Source organism: Streptomyces jeddahensis, from assembly GCF_001642995.1.
Taxonomy (GTDB): Bacteria; Actinomycetota; Actinomycetes; order Streptomycetales; family Streptomycetaceae; genus Streptomyces; species Streptomyces jeddahensis.
The window spans coordinates 14620-32226 of sequence record NZ_LOHS01000066.1 but is presented as its reverse complement, the minus strand read 5'-3'; the positions used below and the strand labels follow the sequence as shown (position 1 = coordinate 32226).

The following is a 17607-nucleotide window of genomic DNA, read 5'->3' as shown; positions in this document are numbered from 1 at the left end:
AGTCCGTAAGCTTTGGGGAACGGCTGTCCTTCTGCGTGATGTCCCTTGCTGCTGAGGGGAGTTGTACGGCCGTTGGTCGTCTGACGGGGGAGCTTTGCTGTGTCGATGATGCTGCCGGACGAGCTCGAATGGGTTCTCGAGATGCTCGGCTACAACTGGCCGACGGCAGACGAGGACAAGCTGAGAGAATCCGCCGCCCTGTGGCGGAAGTTCGGCGACGACGTCACGGAGCTGCACGCCGCGGCGAACACCAGCGCCCGGACGGTGACCGCCCACAACGCCGGCGAATCGATCGACGCGTTCACCAAGACGTACGCCAAGTTCGACGGCGGCAACGGCTCCGACGGCTACCTCGCGAACGCGGCGCAGGCTGCCTACATCATCGCGACCGTGATGGAGTCCTGCGCCTACCTCGTCGAGTTCGCCAAATGGGCGGTGATCGCCCAGCTGATCGCCCTGGCCATCGAGATCATCGCAGCGCAGGCCGCCGCCCCCTTCACCTTCGGCCTGTCCGAGGTCGCCGCACTCGGCGCCACACAGGCCACCCGGCTGATCGTGCGACGCCTCCTCGACGAGCTCAAACAGGCCCTCATGGAGGCGATCGTCGAGGCGATGAAAGAGCCCGCCGTCTCGGCCATCGAGGCGATCATCACCGATCTGGTGAGGCAGTCGGTGAACGTCGGGTTCGGCGCCCAGCAAGGCTACGACCTCGGCCAGACCGTGAAGGCCGGTGCCGTGGGCGGCTGGGAGGCCATCAAGCAGACCCCGCAGACCCTCGCCGAAGGCGTGCGCGACAGCCTGGGCAGCAAGGCCGGCAACCGCTTCCACCACGCCATCGACAGCCGCATCGACGGTTACCACACACCGTCCGAGAAGCCGGGCAGCGACAGCGGGACCGGTAAGGGAGACGGCGACGGAAGTTCCGACTCCGTCTCCAAGTCTTCCTCTGGCTCCTCTTCGTCCTCCTCCAACGGCTCCGGGTCGTCGGGGCCGGACTCCTCCCCGTCGACGCGTACGAGCACCGGCTTGGGAACGAACATCGGCGGCGGGATATCCGCCGACACCGGCGGCACCGGCATCGGCACTCCGGATGTGGGCGCGGGCCCCGGCTCCGACTCGGACTCCGGGTCCGGGTCCGGGTCCGGGTCCGGGCAGAGTCCCTCTTCCTCGGACTCGCCGTACTCCAGGCCGACGCCGTCGCTGTCAGGGCCGTCCCTGTCGGACTTCGACGACCCCACGTCCGGCGGCCCGTCGTCCAGCGGCCCCGACACCAGCAGTTCCTCCGGCACTCCCGGCACCTCCGGCCCAACCGGCAACAGCGGCGGTCCTTCCGTCTCCGGCCTCTCCTCGCCGTCCCCACAGTCCGCACCCACGCCCGCGTCCTCCGGCGGTACGTCGTCGTCGCCGGGGGGCGGTGCGATCGGCACCTCGATCGACAGCCTGGCGGCGAGCGTCCCCACGCAGTCCAACGCGGCGCCCACGCCGACGACGACCGATCCGTCCCCGGCCGGCACCGGCGGCCGTACGGATGGCGGCTCGACCGTGCCGACGTCGCCCATGGCATCCTCCACCGCGGGTGGTGGTCCCGGAACGCACCACGGCGCGAGCGCCTCCGGCGGCACCCCGTCCGCCACGGGTCCTACCAGCCCGAATCCCAACTCGGGTGCGGCGAGGAATCCTTCCGCCAGCACACCCGGCACATCCGGCATCCCGTCCCCCACGGGAACCGGTCCCGCCTCCACTCCGAACCCCACGTCGCCGACGACGCCTCGGTCGACCCCGACGCCGACACCGGACGGCCGCGTACCCGGTACGGCGGACGGCCGCACTCCTGGCACGCCGGACGGCCGCTCGACCGGCACGCCGGACGGCCGCATACCGACTCAGCGCACCCCCGGGGGCACAACGCCGGGTGACGGCACCACGCCCCGCAACACCCCCGGGAGCACAACGCCGGGTGACGGCACCACGCCCCGCAACACCCCCGGTACGACGCCCGGCGACCGCACACCGCCCCGCAGCACCACGGACTCGATCGGCGGCACCCGTACCCACACCCCGGGCCAGAACCCGAGTACGACCACCCCGAACCAGAACCCGGCCCAGTCGACTCCCCCGAGGACCGCATCGCCGTCCACCAGCACACCGAACTCCCCGACCCAGCCCGGCCCCACCGCGCAGGGCGCCCCCGGCACACCCGGCACCCATAACCAGCCGGGCACCGGCACCGGCTCCACTCCCACCAGGCCGCCCCACCAGCACGCAGGCAGCGCGCCCAACACCCCCAACGCCCCGCAGCAGCCGCCCGCACAGCCCCACAAGCCGGAGAACACGCCGCCCAACCCGCAGCATCAACAACAGCCGCAGGTCACGGCGGTGCCGATCCACACCGTCGTCACCACCCCGAGTTCCTCCGGGTCACCGTCGCATGCGGGCCACGCCACGCCGCAGCCGCCGGGCTCATCCCAGGCCGACCCCGGAGCCGCCAAGGACCAGCAGCCGCAGCAGGACAGCCTGGACGACATCCGCGCCGACCTGGACCACTATCCGGGAGGCCTGTCCGAACCGGACCCGGCTGATCAGCAGGCACTGGTCGACGCGATCCCGCACGACGAAGACGGCACCCCGGAACGCTTCCCGGACCCCTTCGGCCCCTGGACCCAACTGCAGAACGACGGCGGCAACACCGTCCCCGGACGCAGCAACAACTGCGCCGACTGCTCCCGTTCCTTCCTGGAGACCTGGTACGGCAACCCCCAGGTCTCCGCCCCCCGAACCCTCGACCTCGACGAGAACGGCAAGCACAACCCGTTCACCCCCGAAGACAACGCGAACGACAACCAGATCCGCTGGACAGGCGCCGCGCACACCTACGCCGGCCCGGGCAACGACCCCGACACCGCCGACAACATCGCATCGGTCCTCCAGCAAGCCGGACACGGCTCAGCGGCCATCGTTCAGGTCGACTGGCCCGGCGGAGGCGGCCACGCCTTCAACGTCGTCAACCACAACGGCGACATCATCTGGATCGACACCCAGAGCGGAGAGGTCAGCAACGAGCCCCTCCACATCGACAAAGCGACACACGTCTGGCACATCCCGCTGGACGCCGACCGCAACCCCATCGACACCACACAGGCCGACGCCGAGGACTCCGAGAGCCAGAACAACGGATCGCAGCAGCCGACCGCGGCGACGGAGAGCCCGGCCCGGCCTGCATCCCCTGGGTCCACCCAAGACACCACAGATGACCAGGCCAATAAGCCCTACACCGATCCTCACGACCGCGGCGACAGTGACACCTCAGACGAGAGCCGCCGTGTCACCGAGGACGGCCCGGACAGCGACACCTCGCGTACACATGCAGATCCGGAAGACAGGTATTCCAGGGAATACGGTATTGAGCCCGACCAACTGCAGAGCGATCTGCGCGAGGATCGGGACGTCCACAGGGTCGAGCTGGACCGGGTTCACGACGGCCTCCAGCGGTGGGCGGAGTCGGGCGAACTCACGCGCGTACTGCAGGCGACCTCCGGAGACGGCCCGCACCCCAACCCCGACGGCCCACGAAGCTTCACCCGGGCCCAACTCAGCCAGCATCTGGACCGGTTCGATCGACTTTCGCGGGGGGAGCAGCAGGCAGTCGTGGCTTCGCTCGCCCGGCTCAGCCGCTCCTTCCACCAGCAGCACAGCGTGGGCGTCAACCCGGAGCGAGTCAGCCGCCCTTACCGAGGTGAGAACGAGGGCGACCCCGCTCCGAAAACACCCGACCGGGGCGCCAAGATGTCCAAGGAGTCACTCGGTGTACGACTGCACCGAATGGCGGTCAACCAGCTCTTCAAGAAGGCGGCTTTCAAGAAGCTTCCCTCCGACGAGGCAGGAAAAGTCAGGCGCAACGGACCAGATTTCAGCGGCAAGAACTTCGCGGTCCTCGAAGTGCAGGGCCCGCCACCGGACCACGAAGTCACCTATGTCGTGGACTCATCGGTTCCTGCCAATCAGAAATTGCCAGGCGTTCAACCACGCCACTCGGAGAGGCATCTGCTGGACTGGCTCAAACGTGTGGACCCCGAGGGCACTAAGTACACACCGCTGGGGCTCTATACCGAGCGCGAACCCTGCGGGCAGGGCGAGGGTCACATGAAGTGCGCCACAGTCCTCTTGGACGATCGCTTTGAAGACGTTCCGATCCATTACAGCACCACCTACCGGGATGACCCTGAAGGCGTCGCAATACGCCAGAAGATGCTTGCTGAGAGGGACGAAACCCTCGAGAAACTAAAGGACATACCGGACGACAAGATCAAGGAGTACATGACAGAGCAGTGGAGCGAGCGCTACAAGGACGACGAACAACGCCTCGCGAAGGCCCTGAACAGACTTGAAGGGAAGGCCGGTACCGAACTCATCGACTCCATCACCAAAGAGCTGAACGCCCAGCGAAAGGAGACCAGGACCCTCAAGGAGCAAGCCATTACTGCTGAATTCGATCGGCACATCGATGCCCTCAGGAACACCTGGGACACGATCCTCCCTGAGCTGAAGAAGAAGTGACGGCACACAAGCCGGATGCCGCGCAGGGAAACACCCTCAACCGCTCCCATGGACCAGAACTAGGCTATGCCCCATGCCAGAAACCATTGACGCCCTCGTGGAAGACCTCTCGTCCAGGAACCGCGCCGTTCGCCGGGCCGCAAAAGACGCCCTGGTCGCACTCGGGCCTCAAGGCATCGACCAGCTCCTGCCCTACACCCTCGACCGACGGCCGAGGAGCCCGAGGCGCGACGTCCAGTCCATTATTGAACGTATGGGGGACGAGGCGCTCCCGCGCCTCCGTGAAATCCGACGTGAGGGACCCGGCCGGCTGCGCAGCAATGCCCTTGAGATCCTGGTCAATCTGGGCGGCGCGGACGCGCTCGACGAGATCGACCGCCGTGCCGTGGAACGCCTCGTGCGGATCAAGATCCTGGACGAACGCCCGGTTTCCGTCCCCTCGGAAGCCGGCCGCTGGCTGGCCTTCCCGGCGGACCGCCTAGACGACGCCGTAGCCGCTCTCGGCTTGCACGACGTTCGGCCGGTCACCACCGTCATGGGCGTGGCCGCCGCCACCCAAGCCACCGACTCCCTCGACTTCCAGGATTCCCAGGGTGAGACCCAGAGGGCCTACCGGGTGTTCATCACCCCGGAATTCGAGAACTGGCGCGCAAAGGGACAGATCAAGAACTGGCGCATGCTGTGGGGAAATTCGTTCCTGGACGAACTCGACGGTTTCCGGCTGGCCAGGGAACTCAGCGAGCGATGCGGTGAGGCTCACTTCTACATCCTCGACCCCTACAACTCCGCCGAGAACTGGTACGTCGCCCGCGATGGCCACATGGTGCGGAGCTACGGCACCTACGACTACCCGCAGTTCGAAGGAGAACCACTGCCCTTCGAGGCCTGGCACATGGAGAACGCGGACGAGGACGAGGCCGAGGAGTACGCCGAAGGCGTTCCCGACGCGTCCACGGCAGCCGACAGCCTCTCGGTCGCACCCGGCCCCCAACTCGCGAAATACACCCACGGCCACGGCTGGCTCGCCACCACCCACCCCGACGTCCCCAACTCCCGCTTCAAGGGCGCCCTGCCCATCTGAAGTCCGCACCGGCCCATGGCCTGAACCTGAACCGCCCGACAGTCGAAAGCCTTCGCACACGTCAGCCTTCGCACACGTCCGCACCAGCGGAGGACGGGAATCCATGACCGATTCAACCGGCGGCTACGCTCCGCACCCCCACATAGGTGGCCGCACTAACGCCCTGCGTGCGCTCGCCGCCTGGCACATGGCGTGGCCGGGGGCGCCTCGTGTGGTGGCTCTGACGGGAAATTCCGGCAGCGGCCGCTCGCGGCTGCTCACCGGGTTTCTGATGCTCTGCGACCCAGAGACCCGTAAGCAACTGGATCTCAATCGGCTCGACCCGTCAAGCGTGCCTCCAGAGCTGCCCGCACCCGCAGCGGCGAATGCGCGCGGACTGACAGCCCAGCAATTCCTCTGGGCCCTCGCCGATCACTACGAGGTGCAGGCGGACCGCACCGAGGACATCTACGCGGAGCTGGCAGCCATCGACGAACCCGTGTCCCTCGTCGTTCTGGATGTGGATCAGGCGGGCCCGGTCCGGCACACGGACGAACCCTCCGTACTCGTACGCCACGTACTGAGGCCGCTCGCCGCCCTCGACTCAGTCCGTCTTGTGGCGGAGCTGCCGCGGCATCTCGTCACCGAACTGGCTGAGGGTCTTCCGTCCGGCGCACTGCGGATCATCGATCTCGACGAGCCGCAGTGGGCCGACCCCGAAGGGCTCGTACGGCACGCCGAGGCGGCTCTGAGCCCGCAATTCGCCGGAACGGACGTGCCGTTCACTGAGCACCCGGAGGACCGACGCGCCCTGGCCGCGGCCATCGGGCGCCGTGCCGGCACCAGCCCACTGGTCGTACAGCTTGCCGTCCGGAGCATTCTCACCGCTCCCGGGGGCTTCGACCCGGCCGACGAAAGCCAGTTGCCGACCTCCGTCGGCGAGGCCCTCGACCTGCACGCCGGCCGGCTCGGCGCCGACCCGCGGACGCTGCGGCTGATGCTGGCACCACTCGCCCTGGCCGAGGCCGACGGCATACCGGCCCACCTCTGGGCGCGACTGGCGAGCGCGGTCGCCGGACAGGACATGAGCCAGGCCATCGCGGACGGGATGCTGCTCGCTGGCCCCTTCGTACAGCCCGTGGCGCAGAAGGCGGACGAAGGCGACGAGAACAGCGGTCGTACGCTGCTGCGCCTCCTGCACCCCGCTGTCGGCGACGAGATCCGGGCCGGCCTGCCGAACGTCCGCGCCGCTCAGACGCAGATCGCGATGGCGCTGTTGGATGCCGTGCCGGAGCAGGACTGGAGCAAGGCCGACCCGTACGTACGCGACCACATCGCGGGCCACACGCTGGCGGCGGGACTTCTGCCCCAACTCCTCACGGACCCGGGCCTGTTCGTCCACGCCGACCCGGTGCCGCTGCGTGCCGCCATCGAAGCCTTCCCTGTGGAGGCATTGGGCGCACCGGCCCGTACGTATCTGCGTGCCGCACCCCTGCTCACCCGTAACGAGGTCTCCGAGCTGTGGCGTGCCGCTCTGCTGGAGACGGCGTTCGTCGAGGACGGCCTGCCCGAGTATGCCGACGCCCTGCACCGGCTCGGATTCGAACTGCCCTGGCAGACCTTGTGGAGCCTGCCTGTCGCAGGCATCAGTGACGTGACAGTCGGCAGCCTCCCCGATGCCGAGGGATCCGCGACCCGCGTGGCGGTGCTGGTCGTGCCACCGGGCACTCCCGGCGCGCATCCGATCGATGAGGGTGGCGGATCCGCGGTGCTCGTTCGCGGCCTCGTACCGCCGGATGACCTCGGCGACGCGGAACCCGGGCAGATCCTGCGTCCGTCCGAGGAGGAGCGTGCCGCCGCCCCTCTGGGGCTGAGCCGCGGCGCGGACTACCTTCGCGTCTGGGACCGGGCGAGCGAGGAGGTCGTGGCTGCGCTGATCTCCGACGTACCGTTCACCTCCGCCGACCTGTCCCCCGACGGCATCCTCGTCGTCGCGACCGAGCGCGGGGCAAAGGCCCTCCGCATACGCCCGGTGGACCCGCGACGATAGCCTCGTAAACGCATGCCGCTCGTTGTTCTCCACCCTTCTCCACCCTCTCGACCGCCTCACCCCTCGACCGCCTCACCCTCTCGACCGCCTCACCCTCTGGACCGACCACATCGAAGGAGCCTCCTCGTGATCAGCCAGGAGCAGGCGCTGGCCCTCGCCGACCGTTGGCTCAACCCGGAAGGCTCGGCGGAGCCGCGCCGCGAGGTCCGGATGCAGGAGTTCGACCTGGGCTGGGTCGTGTGGGCCGCGCCCGCGGAGCCCGAGCGCGACCCGGTGACCGGGGAGCGCCGGCCGCCCGCCGAGGTCGGCAACGCGTGCGGGGTCGTGGACCGCCGTACCGGCGAGCTGACGGTCTGGCCGTCGGTGCCGGTCGACGAGGTCGTGCAGATGTACCGGCAGAAGCACGGCGGCGCGGCACAGGGCTCGGACGCGCCCGAAGGCGCCCGTCCGGTCACCGGCCCCGGCAACACCGCAGTCTTCACCTACACCGACCCGGCCACCGGCGAGGAGACCACCGTCTTCCGCACCTCCGGCCCGGGCCTGCCCCCGGCCGAGTACCAGGCGTGGGCCGACCTGCGGCGCATGAACGTACCCGCCGAGAACGTGGTCGCCATCCACACCGACCTGCGCCCCAGCCTGCTCCCCGGCGGCTACACGGCGGAATTCCTCAACACCTTCCCCAACGCTCAGCTCTCCTGCTCACAGACCTACGGAGCCCGTCCCGAGGCGCGCGCGGAGGGGATCGCCGCGCTGGTCGAGCAGGTCGAGACGATGAACCGGATCGCGGGTCAGCAGCCGCCACCCCGCCCGCACCGCCTCCCGGTTCCCGCCCAGGTGACACCCGCGGAGCCGATGCGTGACGCGGCCCTCGGCCGCCATCTCGTCGAGGTCTTCGGCCAGGACGGCGTACGCCGCTACGACGCCGACGACATCGCGGGCAGCCCTCTGCCCGAGACCGCCAAGTCCACGCTCACCTGGGCAGGGCTCCCCGCCGACCTCCCGCTCTTCTTCACCGCCGACCGACCCGACGCCCCTCCGGCGGGCGGCCTGTTCACCGACGTCGCCACGCATCTGCGCGAGCGCCGCAGCCCGGCGGGCGAGGAGAAGATCGGCGCCCTGGCGCACCTGGCCCGGATCGGCTTCGACGGGGTCGCGGTCGTAGCGGTGCAGTGCCTGCCGGGTACGGGGCAGCCGGACGGCCTCGGCGCGGTGTGGGCGGTGGACCCGGTCACCGGCGCGGCTCGCTACGTCAACGTCTCGGCCGCCGCCTTCGCCCGCTCCCTGGCCTTGCTCGCGACCACACGGCAGCGGATGCAGGGCCTGGACCCGGTCGCGGCCGGCGGGGAAGTGGCGACGCTGCAGGAGCAGCTGGCGGCCATCGACGCGTCCGCGCTGGCCGACGCGGACACCTGGTGGTCGCTGGTCGTCGAGCAGATGTGGCACGGGTTGTTCTGACCGGCCGTCTGAAGAGCCCCACCGAGACACCCGAGAGAACCAGGAGAGCAACCCGTGACCTCGGACAACCCGGACAACCCTGCCGACCCGGCACCGCCGACCACCCCCGAGCAGGCCCTCGACATCGTCCGCACCCGGTATGCGCAACCCAAGCTGCCGGACGGCACCCCCGCCGAGCTGCGCGTCGAGGAGTTCGACATCGGGTACCTGGTGTACGCGGAGTTCCCGCCCGCCACGGACGCCGCCGGCCGGCCTCGGCCCGCTCCGCCCGGCGGCAGCAAGATCGTGGTCTCCAAGGAGACGGGCGAGACCGTGACGGTTCCCAACTACCCGACGGAGGCGGCCATCGCGCTGTACCGGAAACAGCGCCAGGCTCAGTGATCAGTACAGCGAGAATCCGCCGCTGTGGCGCCCTTGGCTCTTCTTCCCGGACTGCGATGACTGCCCTTCGGAGCCCCTCTGCTCGGAGGAACCCGAAGAGGGACTCCCGCTCGCCGGGGCCTCCCCGCGCCTGATCCGCTCGCGCTCCTCCTCGGGGAGCGCGTCCCACTGACCGCGCAGAGACGCCATGCCCCCGCCCAGCGCGCGTGCCACCGCGGGATCGTCCAGGGCGTCGCGCAGGGCAAGGCGGCCGGAGAGCAGCCTCTTCGCCGCGTCCTGCAGCTCCTTACTGGCGCCGTCGGTTTCGGACAGCTTGCGCAGGGCGGAGTTCAGAGAACGTACCTGCTCCGGTTCGAGTGCCTCGTCCAGCACACCTCGCTCCGGTGAAGAGCCCTGCGGATTCGGGGAGTTCTCGGGCTGCCTGGTCATCTGAGCTTCTCCTCGCCTCTCGTCACCCGAAGTATCTCGCGTCACCGGCAACGCCACGGTGGAGAGCGACGCGACGGGCCGCGATCGGGATGACCGGCGTGGGGGCCGTGAGGGTTGTGGGCGCCGCCTTCACTATCGACCGGCCTCAGCGGAACGTTGGGCTGTCGCCGAGACTCGCCAGCGCTACCGCGACACACGTGACCGCCAGCGCCCAGCGGGTGCGACCGCTCCGGGCCAGCACAGCACCCACACCGCTGACGCCCCCACCCACGGCGTACGTGGCGACCCAGACACCCATGGCGTCGCCCCTGCCGAGGCGCACGACGATGAGGACGAGGCAGATGACGGCGACCATCCCGGCGAACGCCGCGTACATCCGACGTGCCTGCCGCGCGTCGCGCCGCCGGTCCTCCGCGAGCCCCGGCCGGCCCCGCGCCTGGAACTGCGCCCGCAGCTCCTCCGTGCTGCCCCCGGAAGACAGTGGCTGCCCGCCCGTCCTGTCCGGCCTGGTCGCCGAGTCACCGCCATGCGCTGTCATGGCGGTGGAGCCTAGCGGTCAAAGCCCGCCTGGTGGCGGCGCGGAGACGTTCCCTACACTTCCGCCCCATGTCGATTTCCCGCGGGCTCTCCCCCTCCCCCACCGCCACTGTCGTACGCACCGGACAGCGGGCCTCGCGGCGGATGATCCCTCTGGGCATCGCGCTCACGGCGATCAGTGCCCTGGTCCTGTTCGGCGGCATAGCGATGACCGCCGGGCTCGGAGACGGCGGGCCGAACCCCAAGGGGATCGGGGGAATCGTCATCGGGCTGTTCATGGGCTTCATCAGCGTCGGCAGCCTGATCGCCGCCTGGTCGAGCCGGCACTCCAGCGTGAGCATCGACGACACGGGGCTGTGGGTGAGTAACGGCAAGGCGCAGAACGTCATCCCCTGGCAGAGCCTCGCCGGAGTCGGGCTGCACTGGAGCAAGGTGGGCAAGAGGGGCGGTGTGAAGGTGTACTCCATCGAGCTGTGCCCCAACACTCCCATCGACCGCGACGACCCGGTCCTGTGGCCCCTGGTCCGCGACGAGGAACCGCTGCACCCCACCCTGCCGCGGCTGCGCTACCGCGTCCCTGTGCCTGCGGGTTCCCGAGTGGCACTGGTCACGGCGATCCAGCAGCAGGTCCCTCAGCTGTGGCTCGGCGAGACCGAACGCGAGGTCGGTTACATGGGTGTTCCGGATCGCAAGGGGCACCGGGAGCGTACGCGCGGCGGATCCTCCCGCTAGAGGCTTTGTTTCCGGTGGATCGTCCGGTGGATCGTCGGTGCTTGTCACAGCGGCTGTGACGGGAAGGCAGAGGAGAACACATGGGGTTCAAGGTTCAGGCTGGCGATCTCGAAAGCTTCGCGGACCAAGTGGCCAGAGCTGCCGAGGACGTTCAGCAAGCAAGGAAGTACGCACAGGAGAACAGCGACGTAGGCGTCTCCGACCAGGGACTGATCGAATTGATCATCGGTGCTCACCGGACGGTGGTCGACGAGGTCAACTCCGCTCTGACACGAGCGGAGTCGGTGCTGCGCGCCGCAGAGGCGGAAATGAGGAAGAGCGCCAACTACTACAGGACGACCGACGAATCGACCGCTCAATCCATGGACGCCACCTTCCCGCCCAGCAAGCGCTGAGTCCGCCACCCCCGAGAGGCCCCTGCATGTCCGGGTTTGCAGACATATCCGAGCCCACGAGCCACCTGACCGCTCCCCAAAAGCCCGAGGAGTTCTCACAAGGGTTCCTGTTGGACGTCTTCAACGACGCCAGCGACCTCGTCAGCCCCTCGTATTGGATCATGGAGGCGTACAACGCGGTCTTCGGGTTCAACCCCCTGGAGGAAGTCATCCAGTGGTTCGCCGGGGACTGGGAGTCCTTCGCCGAGTGCGCTTCCGTATGGCAGAACATCGGCAAGGCATGCGAAGGCGTAGCAGCGAACCTGAAGTCGGGGAACTCGTCTCTCGATTCGACATGGGACGGCAATGCCGCGGATGCGGCCTATATCTACTTCGACGAGCTGGCCAAGAAACTCACCGGGTGCCGCGAGACCTTCGATTCCCTGCAAGCCACGTACGAGAGACTGGCCCACGCCGCCTATTCGACGGCGGAAGCCATCAAGGGCGTGCTCAGCGGCATCATCGACGGCCTGATCATCGTTGGTATCGAAATGGCCGCGGGTACAGCGCTGTCCTGGACAGGCGTGGGGGCCGTCGTCGGATATGGACTGGCTGCCCTTGAGATCACGCGGCTGCTCAAGATGTGGGGGGACGCGACCAAGATGTTCGCCCAGGCGCAGACCATCGTCAACGGCGGAATCGGAGTCCTGGAGTCACTGGGAGCCGAGATCTACGGGCACTTCCAGAACTTCCCGTCCGTGGGCGGAAATTACGACAACCCCGCGGTCGCCTGACCCTGTCCTGACCCTGCCCTGACCCTGTCCTGTTGCCCAATCGCCCCGGCAATCGCCGGTAGTAAGGAGAGACCCACACCATGGGTGAAGAGCGCCAGATCGGCGACGCAGACCTGATGGACATCGCGCGGGACGAGGCACGGGCCCGTGCTCTGCGGAAGTCACTCCAGCGCCTCGCCGACAATCCGTCCGGCAACGGTGCACTCCAGGAGATGGCCCGGGAGGTCCTCGCAGGGCGAGTCGGCCTCCGCGAAGCCCTGCGCGTGGGCGCGTACTCCGATGCCCTCGGCGAGCGCATTGCACAGGCTCGCCAGGAGTACGAGCAACAGTCCCCGGAAGAGCGCGAACGGCAGCGCGCCGAGGCCGAACGCTACCTCGAAGCGCAGCGCGCCGAGATCGAACAGGAACGCCAAGAGGCAGCAGAGCGCTCAAGGGGGGCACATCACCGGCCTCGCCACAGTGGCCACGACTGGAAGCTGTGAAGGGGGAACGGCTGCCGCATACTGCAGGCCGCATACTGCAGGCGCGGCGGATGGACGAGGCTCCCGTCGGCTGCTCCCATCCGTGTGATGGCGTAGCCTGCCGCCCATGCTGATGAATGACATGGGTGACAGCAGCCGGGAGCGACTGTCGTCTCGCACCTGGTGGAACGCGGCGATGTTCGCCGGCATCCTCAGCGCGATGGTGGCCCTGGGCGGCCTCGCAGCGGCTACCATGCCGGGCTTCGACGTCGCCATGCGCCTGGTGAACGGAGCTCTGGCTGTCGTCGGCGCCACCGGAATCTGGGCGGCCGTGCGCGGCTACCGCAGCCGCAGTGGCAAGTTGCTGGCGCTCGCCCTGTCGTGTGCTCTGGGGAGCAGCGTGGCGCTGGTAGTACTCCGCAGCGTGGCCTGAGCCTCAGCGCTGAGCGGGACGCTGTCTCCGGCCGGAGATGAGCACCGGCGAGTCCCGCTCGGCACGTTCCCGGTCCAGCTCCGCCTGCTGCCGCGCGTCCCATTCCGCGAACCGGGCCTTGGACTGCCGGCGTTCCGCGTACGTCTGGTCGTCGGCCGCCCGGCGCATCTCGTGGATCCGCTGGTATACGGCCTCGGTGTAGCGCGGGTCCTGGAAGGCGTCCTTGATGTCGACGCGCCCGCTGAGCACCGCACGCGCCATGTCGCGCAGGTCCGGGTGGAGCGATGTCGCATTGGCGATCGTGCGCAGGGAGCGGCGCAGCCGCAGGGCTTGCTCGGGGTCCTGGGCGATCCCCATCAGTTCCTCGTCCTGGATTTCCCGGTCCGCGGTCATGGGCCCGGCACGTCCTTCCTGTCGGCGGTGAGGTGCCTGTCGGCGGTGAGGTGCCTGTCGGCGGTGAGGTGCCTGTCGGCGGTTAGGTGCCGGTCGGCGGTGAGGGCGGTGAAAAGCAGCGGGCGTCATCCGAACTCGTTTCGAGCCCAGTCATCCGCGCTCCCCGAGGAGCCGGAGGAACTGGAGGCACGGGAGGAACTGGAGGAACCGGAGCCCGCGGCGGAGGCGGTGGCCGCAGCCCCGCCGGACGTCTGTGTGGTGTTGGCACCCTGTCCGGCCAGCGCGTCGACACCCTGCTGTGCGCGATCCCCGACCGCCCCGATTAAGGCCTCCTGCGCGGTGTCCACGTGCGTGGTCGGATCCGCGTAGCCGGCGAGTGCCGATCCCTCGCCCGCGGTGACCTCGTTCTTGAGGCCGTCCACATAGTCGCCGGCCGCCGCCTTGGCTACGTCCGCCGTCTCTCCGAGGTCGATGCCGGTCCGCGCGTCGAAGTAGGTCTCGATGCTCTGCTGGCCGATGTTCTGCACCATTCCGATGGCGGCCTCGCGGGCCGTGTCCTTGGCGGTGTCGACCACCCGTTCCTGGACGATCTGCTTGACCTGCTCCTTGGCGATCCTCTTGAGGGTGTCCATGGTGGCGTGCTCCATGGCCTTGGTGATCGCCTCCATGACCTCCTTCTTGAGCCGGTCCAGCAGTTCCCGGACGATCACCCGCGTGGCCTGCGTCGCGCCCAGCGCGCCGAGCTCGGACAGTCCGAAGGTGAAAGGAGCCGCCGCCTGCGCCGCGATGATCTCGATGGCCAGGGCGACGAGCTGCGCGATCACGGCCAGCTTCGCCGTGAGGACCGCCACCGCGGCCGCGTCGAAGGCGAAGGCGATCACTTCGCACACGATCTTCGCATCAGGGATGTAGCTGTCCTCGCCGTTCGCGCCGGTGTAGGCGCCCCAGGCCCTGCTGAAGCCGTCGACAGCCGAGCCGATGTTGCCGGCGACGACGGTGCGGGCGAGGCCCTCGCCCTGCGCCTGAATCTCTTCGAGTTCCGCGCCGAAAATCCGCCAGGTCTCGGCGATCTCATGCAGTGCTTCTTCGTCGGCCTCGGGCCAGTTGTAGCCGAGGAGGTCAAGCACCCAGACAAGCTCGCTGGGCAGCGTGAGCGACATGCCAATAGCCCCGAATTTCGCTTAGATTCGCTTGGATTCCTTAGATTCGCTCAGAGTTGAGCGGAGATCCCGTTCAGCAGGCCGCTGTTCGACGTATCCGATGCGTCGTAGTTACGCGCCATGTCCTGCAGGTTGTACCCGATCTGCTGAAGCCGTTCCGCGAGGCTGTCCATCGACGTGAAGATCCCGTCGCGAATCGGCGTGTAGACCTGCCCGAAGATCTCTCCGAAATCCGCCGCCGCCCACGGTTCGCCGATCCCTTCAAGGGTGCTCTGAAGCCGTTTGGAGGCACTCGTGAAATCACCCCCGAGGGCAGCGAATCCCTGCCCCTGCTGTCGGAGTACAGCCGTGTCCACATGAAAGGAATCGAACATCATTGTTCCCCCGAACTCCCCCTGCTGTACGTCATATTGAACGACAGGCCGGTAGCTTAGACTCCTCGCGCATGAACCAGAAAATCCATCGATCAAGAGGTCGTCAAGTAATTCAAGGGACGTCCAGAAGTGGTGACAACACAGCCGCGTTACGGACCGCGTTACGGCAGCTCAGGGAGCCTGCGGGCGGGAAGACTCCTCGGATTGGGACTGCTTCTCGCGGCCGCGGCCGTCGCTGCGGTCACCATTCCCGAACTGCGCAGCGAACTTGTCGGTCACGGCACCGAAGGAACCCTCACCGTTTCTTCATGCGAAACGCACAAGAAGATCCACTACGGCACGCATCGACGCTCCACAGAACTCCAGTTCAGCTACACCGGAAGCTGGACCGCACACGACGGTGAGGCCACCCGCCAAGACGTAGAAGTGGACACTTCATCGCGTTTCGAAACCGGGGCGAAAATCCCCGTTGTGCACGTGGACGACACCTTCGCGCAGCCCCAGGACCGGGACCCAGGAGATTGACGCCGCCATTCTCACGCTCTGCCTCGCCATGCTGGCATTCGGCAGCTACTGCCTCCTCACCGGCTTCGGCTCCCGCAACGGCCCCGGCTTCGCGGCCTCCTGGAATTCCCTGCCGGCCCCGACCGTCACCGGCCCCGTCGTGGGCGGCCTTTTCGCCCTGGGCATCCTGGCAGCGCTCGTCTGCGCACTCGTCCTGTGATGTCCGTGCCCGTATCCGTATCCGTATCCGAATCCGTATCCGAATCCGTATCCGAATCCGTATTCTGAGGAGTCAGCCTAAATGGCACACGTCCACGGGAACGACACGACGAACGCCACCGCGCCAAGAGGGCAGGCGGGCCTCGGCCGCCTCATCGGCGCAGGCCTGATACTCGTAAGCCTCGCCCTCATGGCCCTCGGCGCCTTCCTAGGCCCCTACTCCTATGCCACGTCCACACCAGGCACGCTCACGGTCGAGACCTGCTCGGTCGACTACAAGTACTCGAGCCCGTCGAGCAGTTCGCGGAAGCGGACCAAGACCAAGTGGTGCTACGGCACCTTCACCGCCACCGACGGCACTGCCAAGGACCTCAACGCAGAACTGAAGAGCGATGCCCTGTACAAGCGCGGCGACATCCTCGAGGCCCGCAAGACCGGCGACACCTCCTACCAGCAGGACCACGGCTGGGTCGGCGCCATCGCCGTCGGCTGCGTGTGGTGGTTCGGCGCCCTGATCCCCCTCGCCCTCGGCCTCTTCGGCACCGACACCGGCTTCGCCTTCGGCGGCACCTCCGACGCCCGCCGCTCCCAGCAGGCAGCGAGCCAGGGCCTGCTCGGCACCGTCTACGTACTGATCGCGACAGGCTTGATCGGCTTCGCCATCAGCCTGCTGGTGATGTTCTTCGCGTGACCTCCGCGTGACGGAGGCCCCGGCGCGTCACCAGGGAGAAGAGGGGCGCCGGGGGCTTGCGAGGGGCTGGACTTCGGCTGAGCCTGGGTCGTGGGCCGCGTCAATCGGCGACACGCGCACCGATGGCCCGGGCGCGACGGCGGGCTTCGGGGCTGAGGCCTTTGCGGCGGGGGGTGGTGCGGGGGTTGAACGCCGTGGGCTGGGCAGCATACGTCAGCGTCTTCAGGCCAGGTTGAGCGATGACGCAAGCGAAGCGAGGGTCGCCCGCGTACCACAGGTCACCGTCGAAGCCCTTGCGGGCGATGCGGTCCCAGGGCCGGAAGAAGAATCCGGAGATCTTCGGCGACACCGTCTTCTCCGGCCGGTCGGGGTCGGGCAGGAGGAAAGACGCCTTGCGCCCCCGTGCGTCGTACCTAACGCCACCAGGCTGCCGACGCCAGGGGTAGACCGTCAGGATCCGGCGCATAGGCCCAAATCTGCACAGCTTGATGAGCGACATGACGGCGTTGTACATGAGCACGGCCAGCACGACCGTCATGGGCACCACGGCCCCCACGGGCAGCAGTCCGACCGTGGCGAACACCGCACCCCACCACAGCGCCACCCAGCCGAGAAACCTGGCCAGCTGAGCTGCGGCCCAGCGGGACAAAGCACTTGCGGTGCCCGGACGGTCCCAGGCCACCGGGCCGTCGAACCCACCTTTGGTGTTCAGGTTCATGCTCACTCGTCGCTCACCTCGGCCGGCCGAAGTCGGCCGTGATGCCGTCCTTGATGCGGTCGGAACTTCCGTCGTGCTCGTCCCCGCGTACGGTCCGCTCAATGTCCGGCAGCGGATCGTGGAACGCCACGGTGTGCGCGACGGCCTTCATCAGGTCACGGTAGTGCCCACGGGCGGAGACGGCCGTGGTGCTCAGCGTGAGGACCGCTTAGAGGCATTGGTGGCGTGAACGCAGCATCGTGAGTATGGAGGTTCAGAGGAGAATCGTGGGATCGATGGTCAAGAGCC

Annotated in this window: 20 protein-coding genes; 12 read left to right on the top strand and 8 right to left on the bottom strand. The window is 68.1% G+C overall.

Going from position 1 to position 17607, the window contains the following annotated elements:
• Positions 1 to 105 precede the first annotated feature (105 nt).
• The 5 genes from STSP_RS11310 (at position 106) to STSP_RS11290 (ending at position 9500) form a co-directional block, all read left to right on the top strand.
• Complete coding sequence (locus STSP_RS11310) at positions 106 to 4554, top strand: toxin glutamine deamidase domain-containing protein (protein ID WP_232789595.1); 4449 nt, start codon at positions 106 to 108, stop codon at positions 4552 to 4554.
• 73 nt (positions 4555 to 4627) lie between these two features.
• Positions 4628 to 5635, top strand: a complete 1008-nt coding sequence (locus STSP_RS11305) for a HEAT repeat domain-containing protein (protein ID WP_232789593.1) — start codon at positions 4628 to 4630, stop codon at positions 5633 to 5635.
• Positions 5636 to 5738: 103 nt separating this feature from the next.
• Complete coding sequence (locus tag STSP_RS11300; protein WP_067275572.1) at positions 5739 to 7664, top strand: hypothetical protein; 1926 nt, start codon at positions 5739 to 5741, stop codon at positions 7662 to 7664.
• Between the two features lie 126 nt (positions 7665 to 7790).
• Complete coding sequence (locus STSP_RS11295) at positions 7791 to 9119, top strand: SUKH-4 family immunity protein (protein WP_067275568.1); 1329 nt, start codon at positions 7791 to 7793, stop codon at positions 9117 to 9119.
• Between the two features lie 54 nt (positions 9120 to 9173).
• The gene (locus tag STSP_RS11290; protein ID WP_067275562.1) at positions 9174 to 9500 is read left to right on the top strand and encodes a hypothetical protein; all 327 of its coding nucleotides are present in this window, start codon (positions 9174 to 9176) and stop codon (positions 9498 to 9500) included.
• Here STSP_RS11290 and STSP_RS11285 read toward each other — a convergent pair whose 3' ends face one another.
• Together STSP_RS11285 and STSP_RS11280 are read right to left on the bottom strand one after the other, a co-directional pair.
• Positions 9501 to 9929 carry a hypothetical protein gene (locus STSP_RS11285; protein ID WP_157902819.1) on the bottom strand — a complete coding sequence of 143 codons (429 nt, stop codon included), beginning with the start codon at positions 9927 to 9929 and terminating at the stop codon, positions 9501 to 9503.
• A 145-nt stretch (positions 9930 to 10074) separates the two neighbouring features.
• Positions 10075 to 10467, bottom strand: a complete 393-nt coding sequence (locus STSP_RS11280; protein WP_067275555.1) for a hypothetical protein — start codon at positions 10465 to 10467, stop codon at positions 10075 to 10077.
• 68 nt (positions 10468 to 10535) lie between these two features.
• On the opposite strand from STSP_RS11280, the gene STSP_RS11275 reads away from it, so the two are divergent.
• From STSP_RS11275 to STSP_RS11265, 3 genes are all read left to right on the top strand, one after another.
• Complete coding sequence (locus STSP_RS11275; protein ID WP_067275553.1) at positions 10536 to 11198, top strand: hypothetical protein; 663 nt, start codon at positions 10536 to 10538, stop codon at positions 11196 to 11198.
• Between the two features lie 80 nt (positions 11199 to 11278).
• Complete coding sequence (locus STSP_RS11270; RefSeq protein WP_067275550.1) at positions 11279 to 11593, top strand: type VII secretion target; 315 nt, start codon at positions 11279 to 11281, stop codon at positions 11591 to 11593.
• Positions 11594 to 11619: 26 nt separating this feature from the next.
• Positions 11620 to 12366, top strand: coding sequence for a WXG100-like domain-containing protein (locus tag STSP_RS11265; RefSeq protein ID WP_157902818.1), 747 nt, complete (start codon positions 11620 to 11622; stop codon positions 12364 to 12366).
• A 161-nt stretch (positions 12367 to 12527) separates the two neighbouring features.
• Here STSP_RS11265 and STSP_RS11260 read toward each other — a convergent pair whose 3' ends face one another.
• On the bottom strand, positions 12528 to 12779 hold the full coding sequence (locus tag STSP_RS11260; protein WP_067275544.1) for a hypothetical protein: 252 nt from the start codon (positions 12777 to 12779) through the stop codon (positions 12528 to 12530).
• 175 nt (positions 12780 to 12954) lie between these two features.
• On the opposite strand from STSP_RS11260, the gene STSP_RS11255 reads away from it, so the two are divergent.
• Positions 12955 to 13260 (top strand): hypothetical protein, encoded by a 306-nt coding sequence (locus tag STSP_RS11255; protein WP_157902817.1) that lies wholly within the window; start codon positions 12955 to 12957, stop codon positions 13258 to 13260.
• A gap of 3 nt (positions 13261 to 13263) precedes the next feature.
• On the opposite strand, the gene STSP_RS11250 is transcribed toward STSP_RS11255, so the two are convergent.
• The 3 genes from STSP_RS11250 to STSP_RS11240 form a co-directional block, all read right to left on the bottom strand.
• Positions 13264 to 13653 (bottom strand): hypothetical protein, encoded by a 390-nt coding sequence (locus tag STSP_RS11250; RefSeq protein ID WP_067275538.1) that lies wholly within the window; start codon positions 13651 to 13653, stop codon positions 13264 to 13266.
• A gap of 125 nt (positions 13654 to 13778) precedes the next feature.
• On the bottom strand, positions 13779 to 14813 hold the full coding sequence (locus STSP_RS11245; protein WP_067275536.1) for a WXG100-like domain-containing protein: 1035 nt from the start codon (positions 14811 to 14813) through the stop codon (positions 13779 to 13781).
• 50 nt (positions 14814 to 14863) lie between these two features.
• On the bottom strand, positions 14864 to 15190 hold the full coding sequence (locus tag STSP_RS11240; protein WP_067275534.1) for a WXG100 family type VII secretion target: 327 nt from the start codon (positions 15188 to 15190) through the stop codon (positions 14864 to 14866).
• A gap of 201 nt (positions 15191 to 15391) precedes the next feature.
• Between STSP_RS11240 and STSP_RS39100 the strand changes: the two genes are divergently transcribed.
• From STSP_RS39100 to STSP_RS11235, 3 genes are all read left to right on the top strand, one after another.
• Entirely contained in the window at positions 15392 to 15712 is a 321-nt protein-coding gene (locus STSP_RS39100; RefSeq protein WP_157902816.1) for a hypothetical protein, read from the top strand.
• Between the two features lie 28 nt (positions 15713 to 15740).
• Entirely contained in the window at positions 15741 to 15911 is a 171-nt protein-coding gene (locus STSP_RS39095; protein ID WP_157902815.1) for a hypothetical protein, read from the top strand.
• A gap of 81 nt (positions 15912 to 15992) precedes the next feature.
• Positions 15993 to 16601, top strand: a complete 609-nt coding sequence (locus STSP_RS11235) for a hypothetical protein (protein WP_067275531.1) — start codon at positions 15993 to 15995, stop codon at positions 16599 to 16601.
• 100 nt (positions 16602 to 16701) lie between these two features.
• On the opposite strand, the gene STSP_RS11230 is transcribed toward STSP_RS11235, so the two are convergent.
• The gene (locus tag STSP_RS11230) at positions 16702 to 17325 is read right to left on the bottom strand and encodes a hypothetical protein (RefSeq protein WP_157902814.1); all 624 of its coding nucleotides are present in this window, start codon (positions 17323 to 17325) and stop codon (positions 16702 to 16704) included.
• Between the two features lie 7 nt (positions 17326 to 17332).
• Positions 17333 to 17470 (bottom strand): hypothetical protein, encoded by a 138-nt coding sequence (locus STSP_RS39090; protein WP_157902813.1) that lies wholly within the window; start codon positions 17468 to 17470, stop codon positions 17333 to 17335.
• Between the last annotated feature and the right edge of the window lie 137 nt (positions 17471 to 17607).

Coding starts and splice junctions, on each gene's coding strand:
- STSP_RS11310 (WP_232789595.1), top strand. CDS start 106: ATGATGCTGCCGGACGAGCTCGAATGGGTTCTCGAGATGCTCGGCTAC.
- STSP_RS11305 (WP_232789593.1), top strand. CDS start 4,628: ATGCCAGAAACCATTGACGCCCTCGTGGAAGACCTCTCGTCCAGGAAC.
- STSP_RS11300 (WP_067275572.1), top strand. CDS start 5,739: ATGACCGATTCAACCGGCGGCTACGCTCCGCACCCCCACATAGGTGGC.
- STSP_RS11285 (WP_157902819.1), bottom strand. CDS start 9,929: ATGACCAGGCAGCCCGAGAACTCCCCGAATCCGCAGGGCTCTTCACCG.
- STSP_RS11280 (WP_067275555.1), bottom strand. CDS start 10,467: ATGACAGCGCATGGCGGTGACTCGGCGACCAGGCCGGACAGGACGGGC.
- STSP_RS11275 (WP_067275553.1), top strand. CDS start 10,536: ATGTCGATTTCCCGCGGGCTCTCCCCCTCCCCCACCGCCACTGTCGTA.
- STSP_RS11270 (WP_067275550.1), top strand. CDS start 11,279: ATGGGGTTCAAGGTTCAGGCTGGCGATCTCGAAAGCTTCGCGGACCAA.
- STSP_RS11265 (WP_157902818.1), top strand. CDS start 11,620: ATGTCCGGGTTTGCAGACATATCCGAGCCCACGAGCCACCTGACCGCT.
- STSP_RS11255 (WP_157902817.1), top strand. CDS start 12,955: ATGCTGATGAATGACATGGGTGACAGCAGCCGGGAGCGACTGTCGTCT.
- STSP_RS11250 (WP_067275538.1), bottom strand. CDS start 13,653: ATGACCGCGGACCGGGAAATCCAGGACGAGGAACTGATGGGGATCGCC.
- STSP_RS11245 (WP_067275536.1), bottom strand. CDS start 14,813: ATGTCGCTCACGCTGCCCAGCGAGCTTGTCTGGGTGCTTGACCTCCTC.
- STSP_RS11240 (WP_067275534.1), bottom strand. CDS start 15,190: ATGATGTTCGATTCCTTTCATGTGGACACGGCTGTACTCCGACAGCAG.
- STSP_RS39095 (WP_157902815.1), top strand. CDS start 15,741: ATGCTGGCATTCGGCAGCTACTGCCTCCTCACCGGCTTCGGCTCCCGC.
- STSP_RS11235 (WP_067275531.1), top strand. CDS start 15,993: ATGGCACACGTCCACGGGAACGACACGACGAACGCCACCGCGCCAAGA.
- STSP_RS39090 (WP_157902813.1), bottom strand. CDS start 17,470: ATGAAGGCCGTCGCGCACACCGTGGCGTTCCACGATCCGCTGCCGGAC.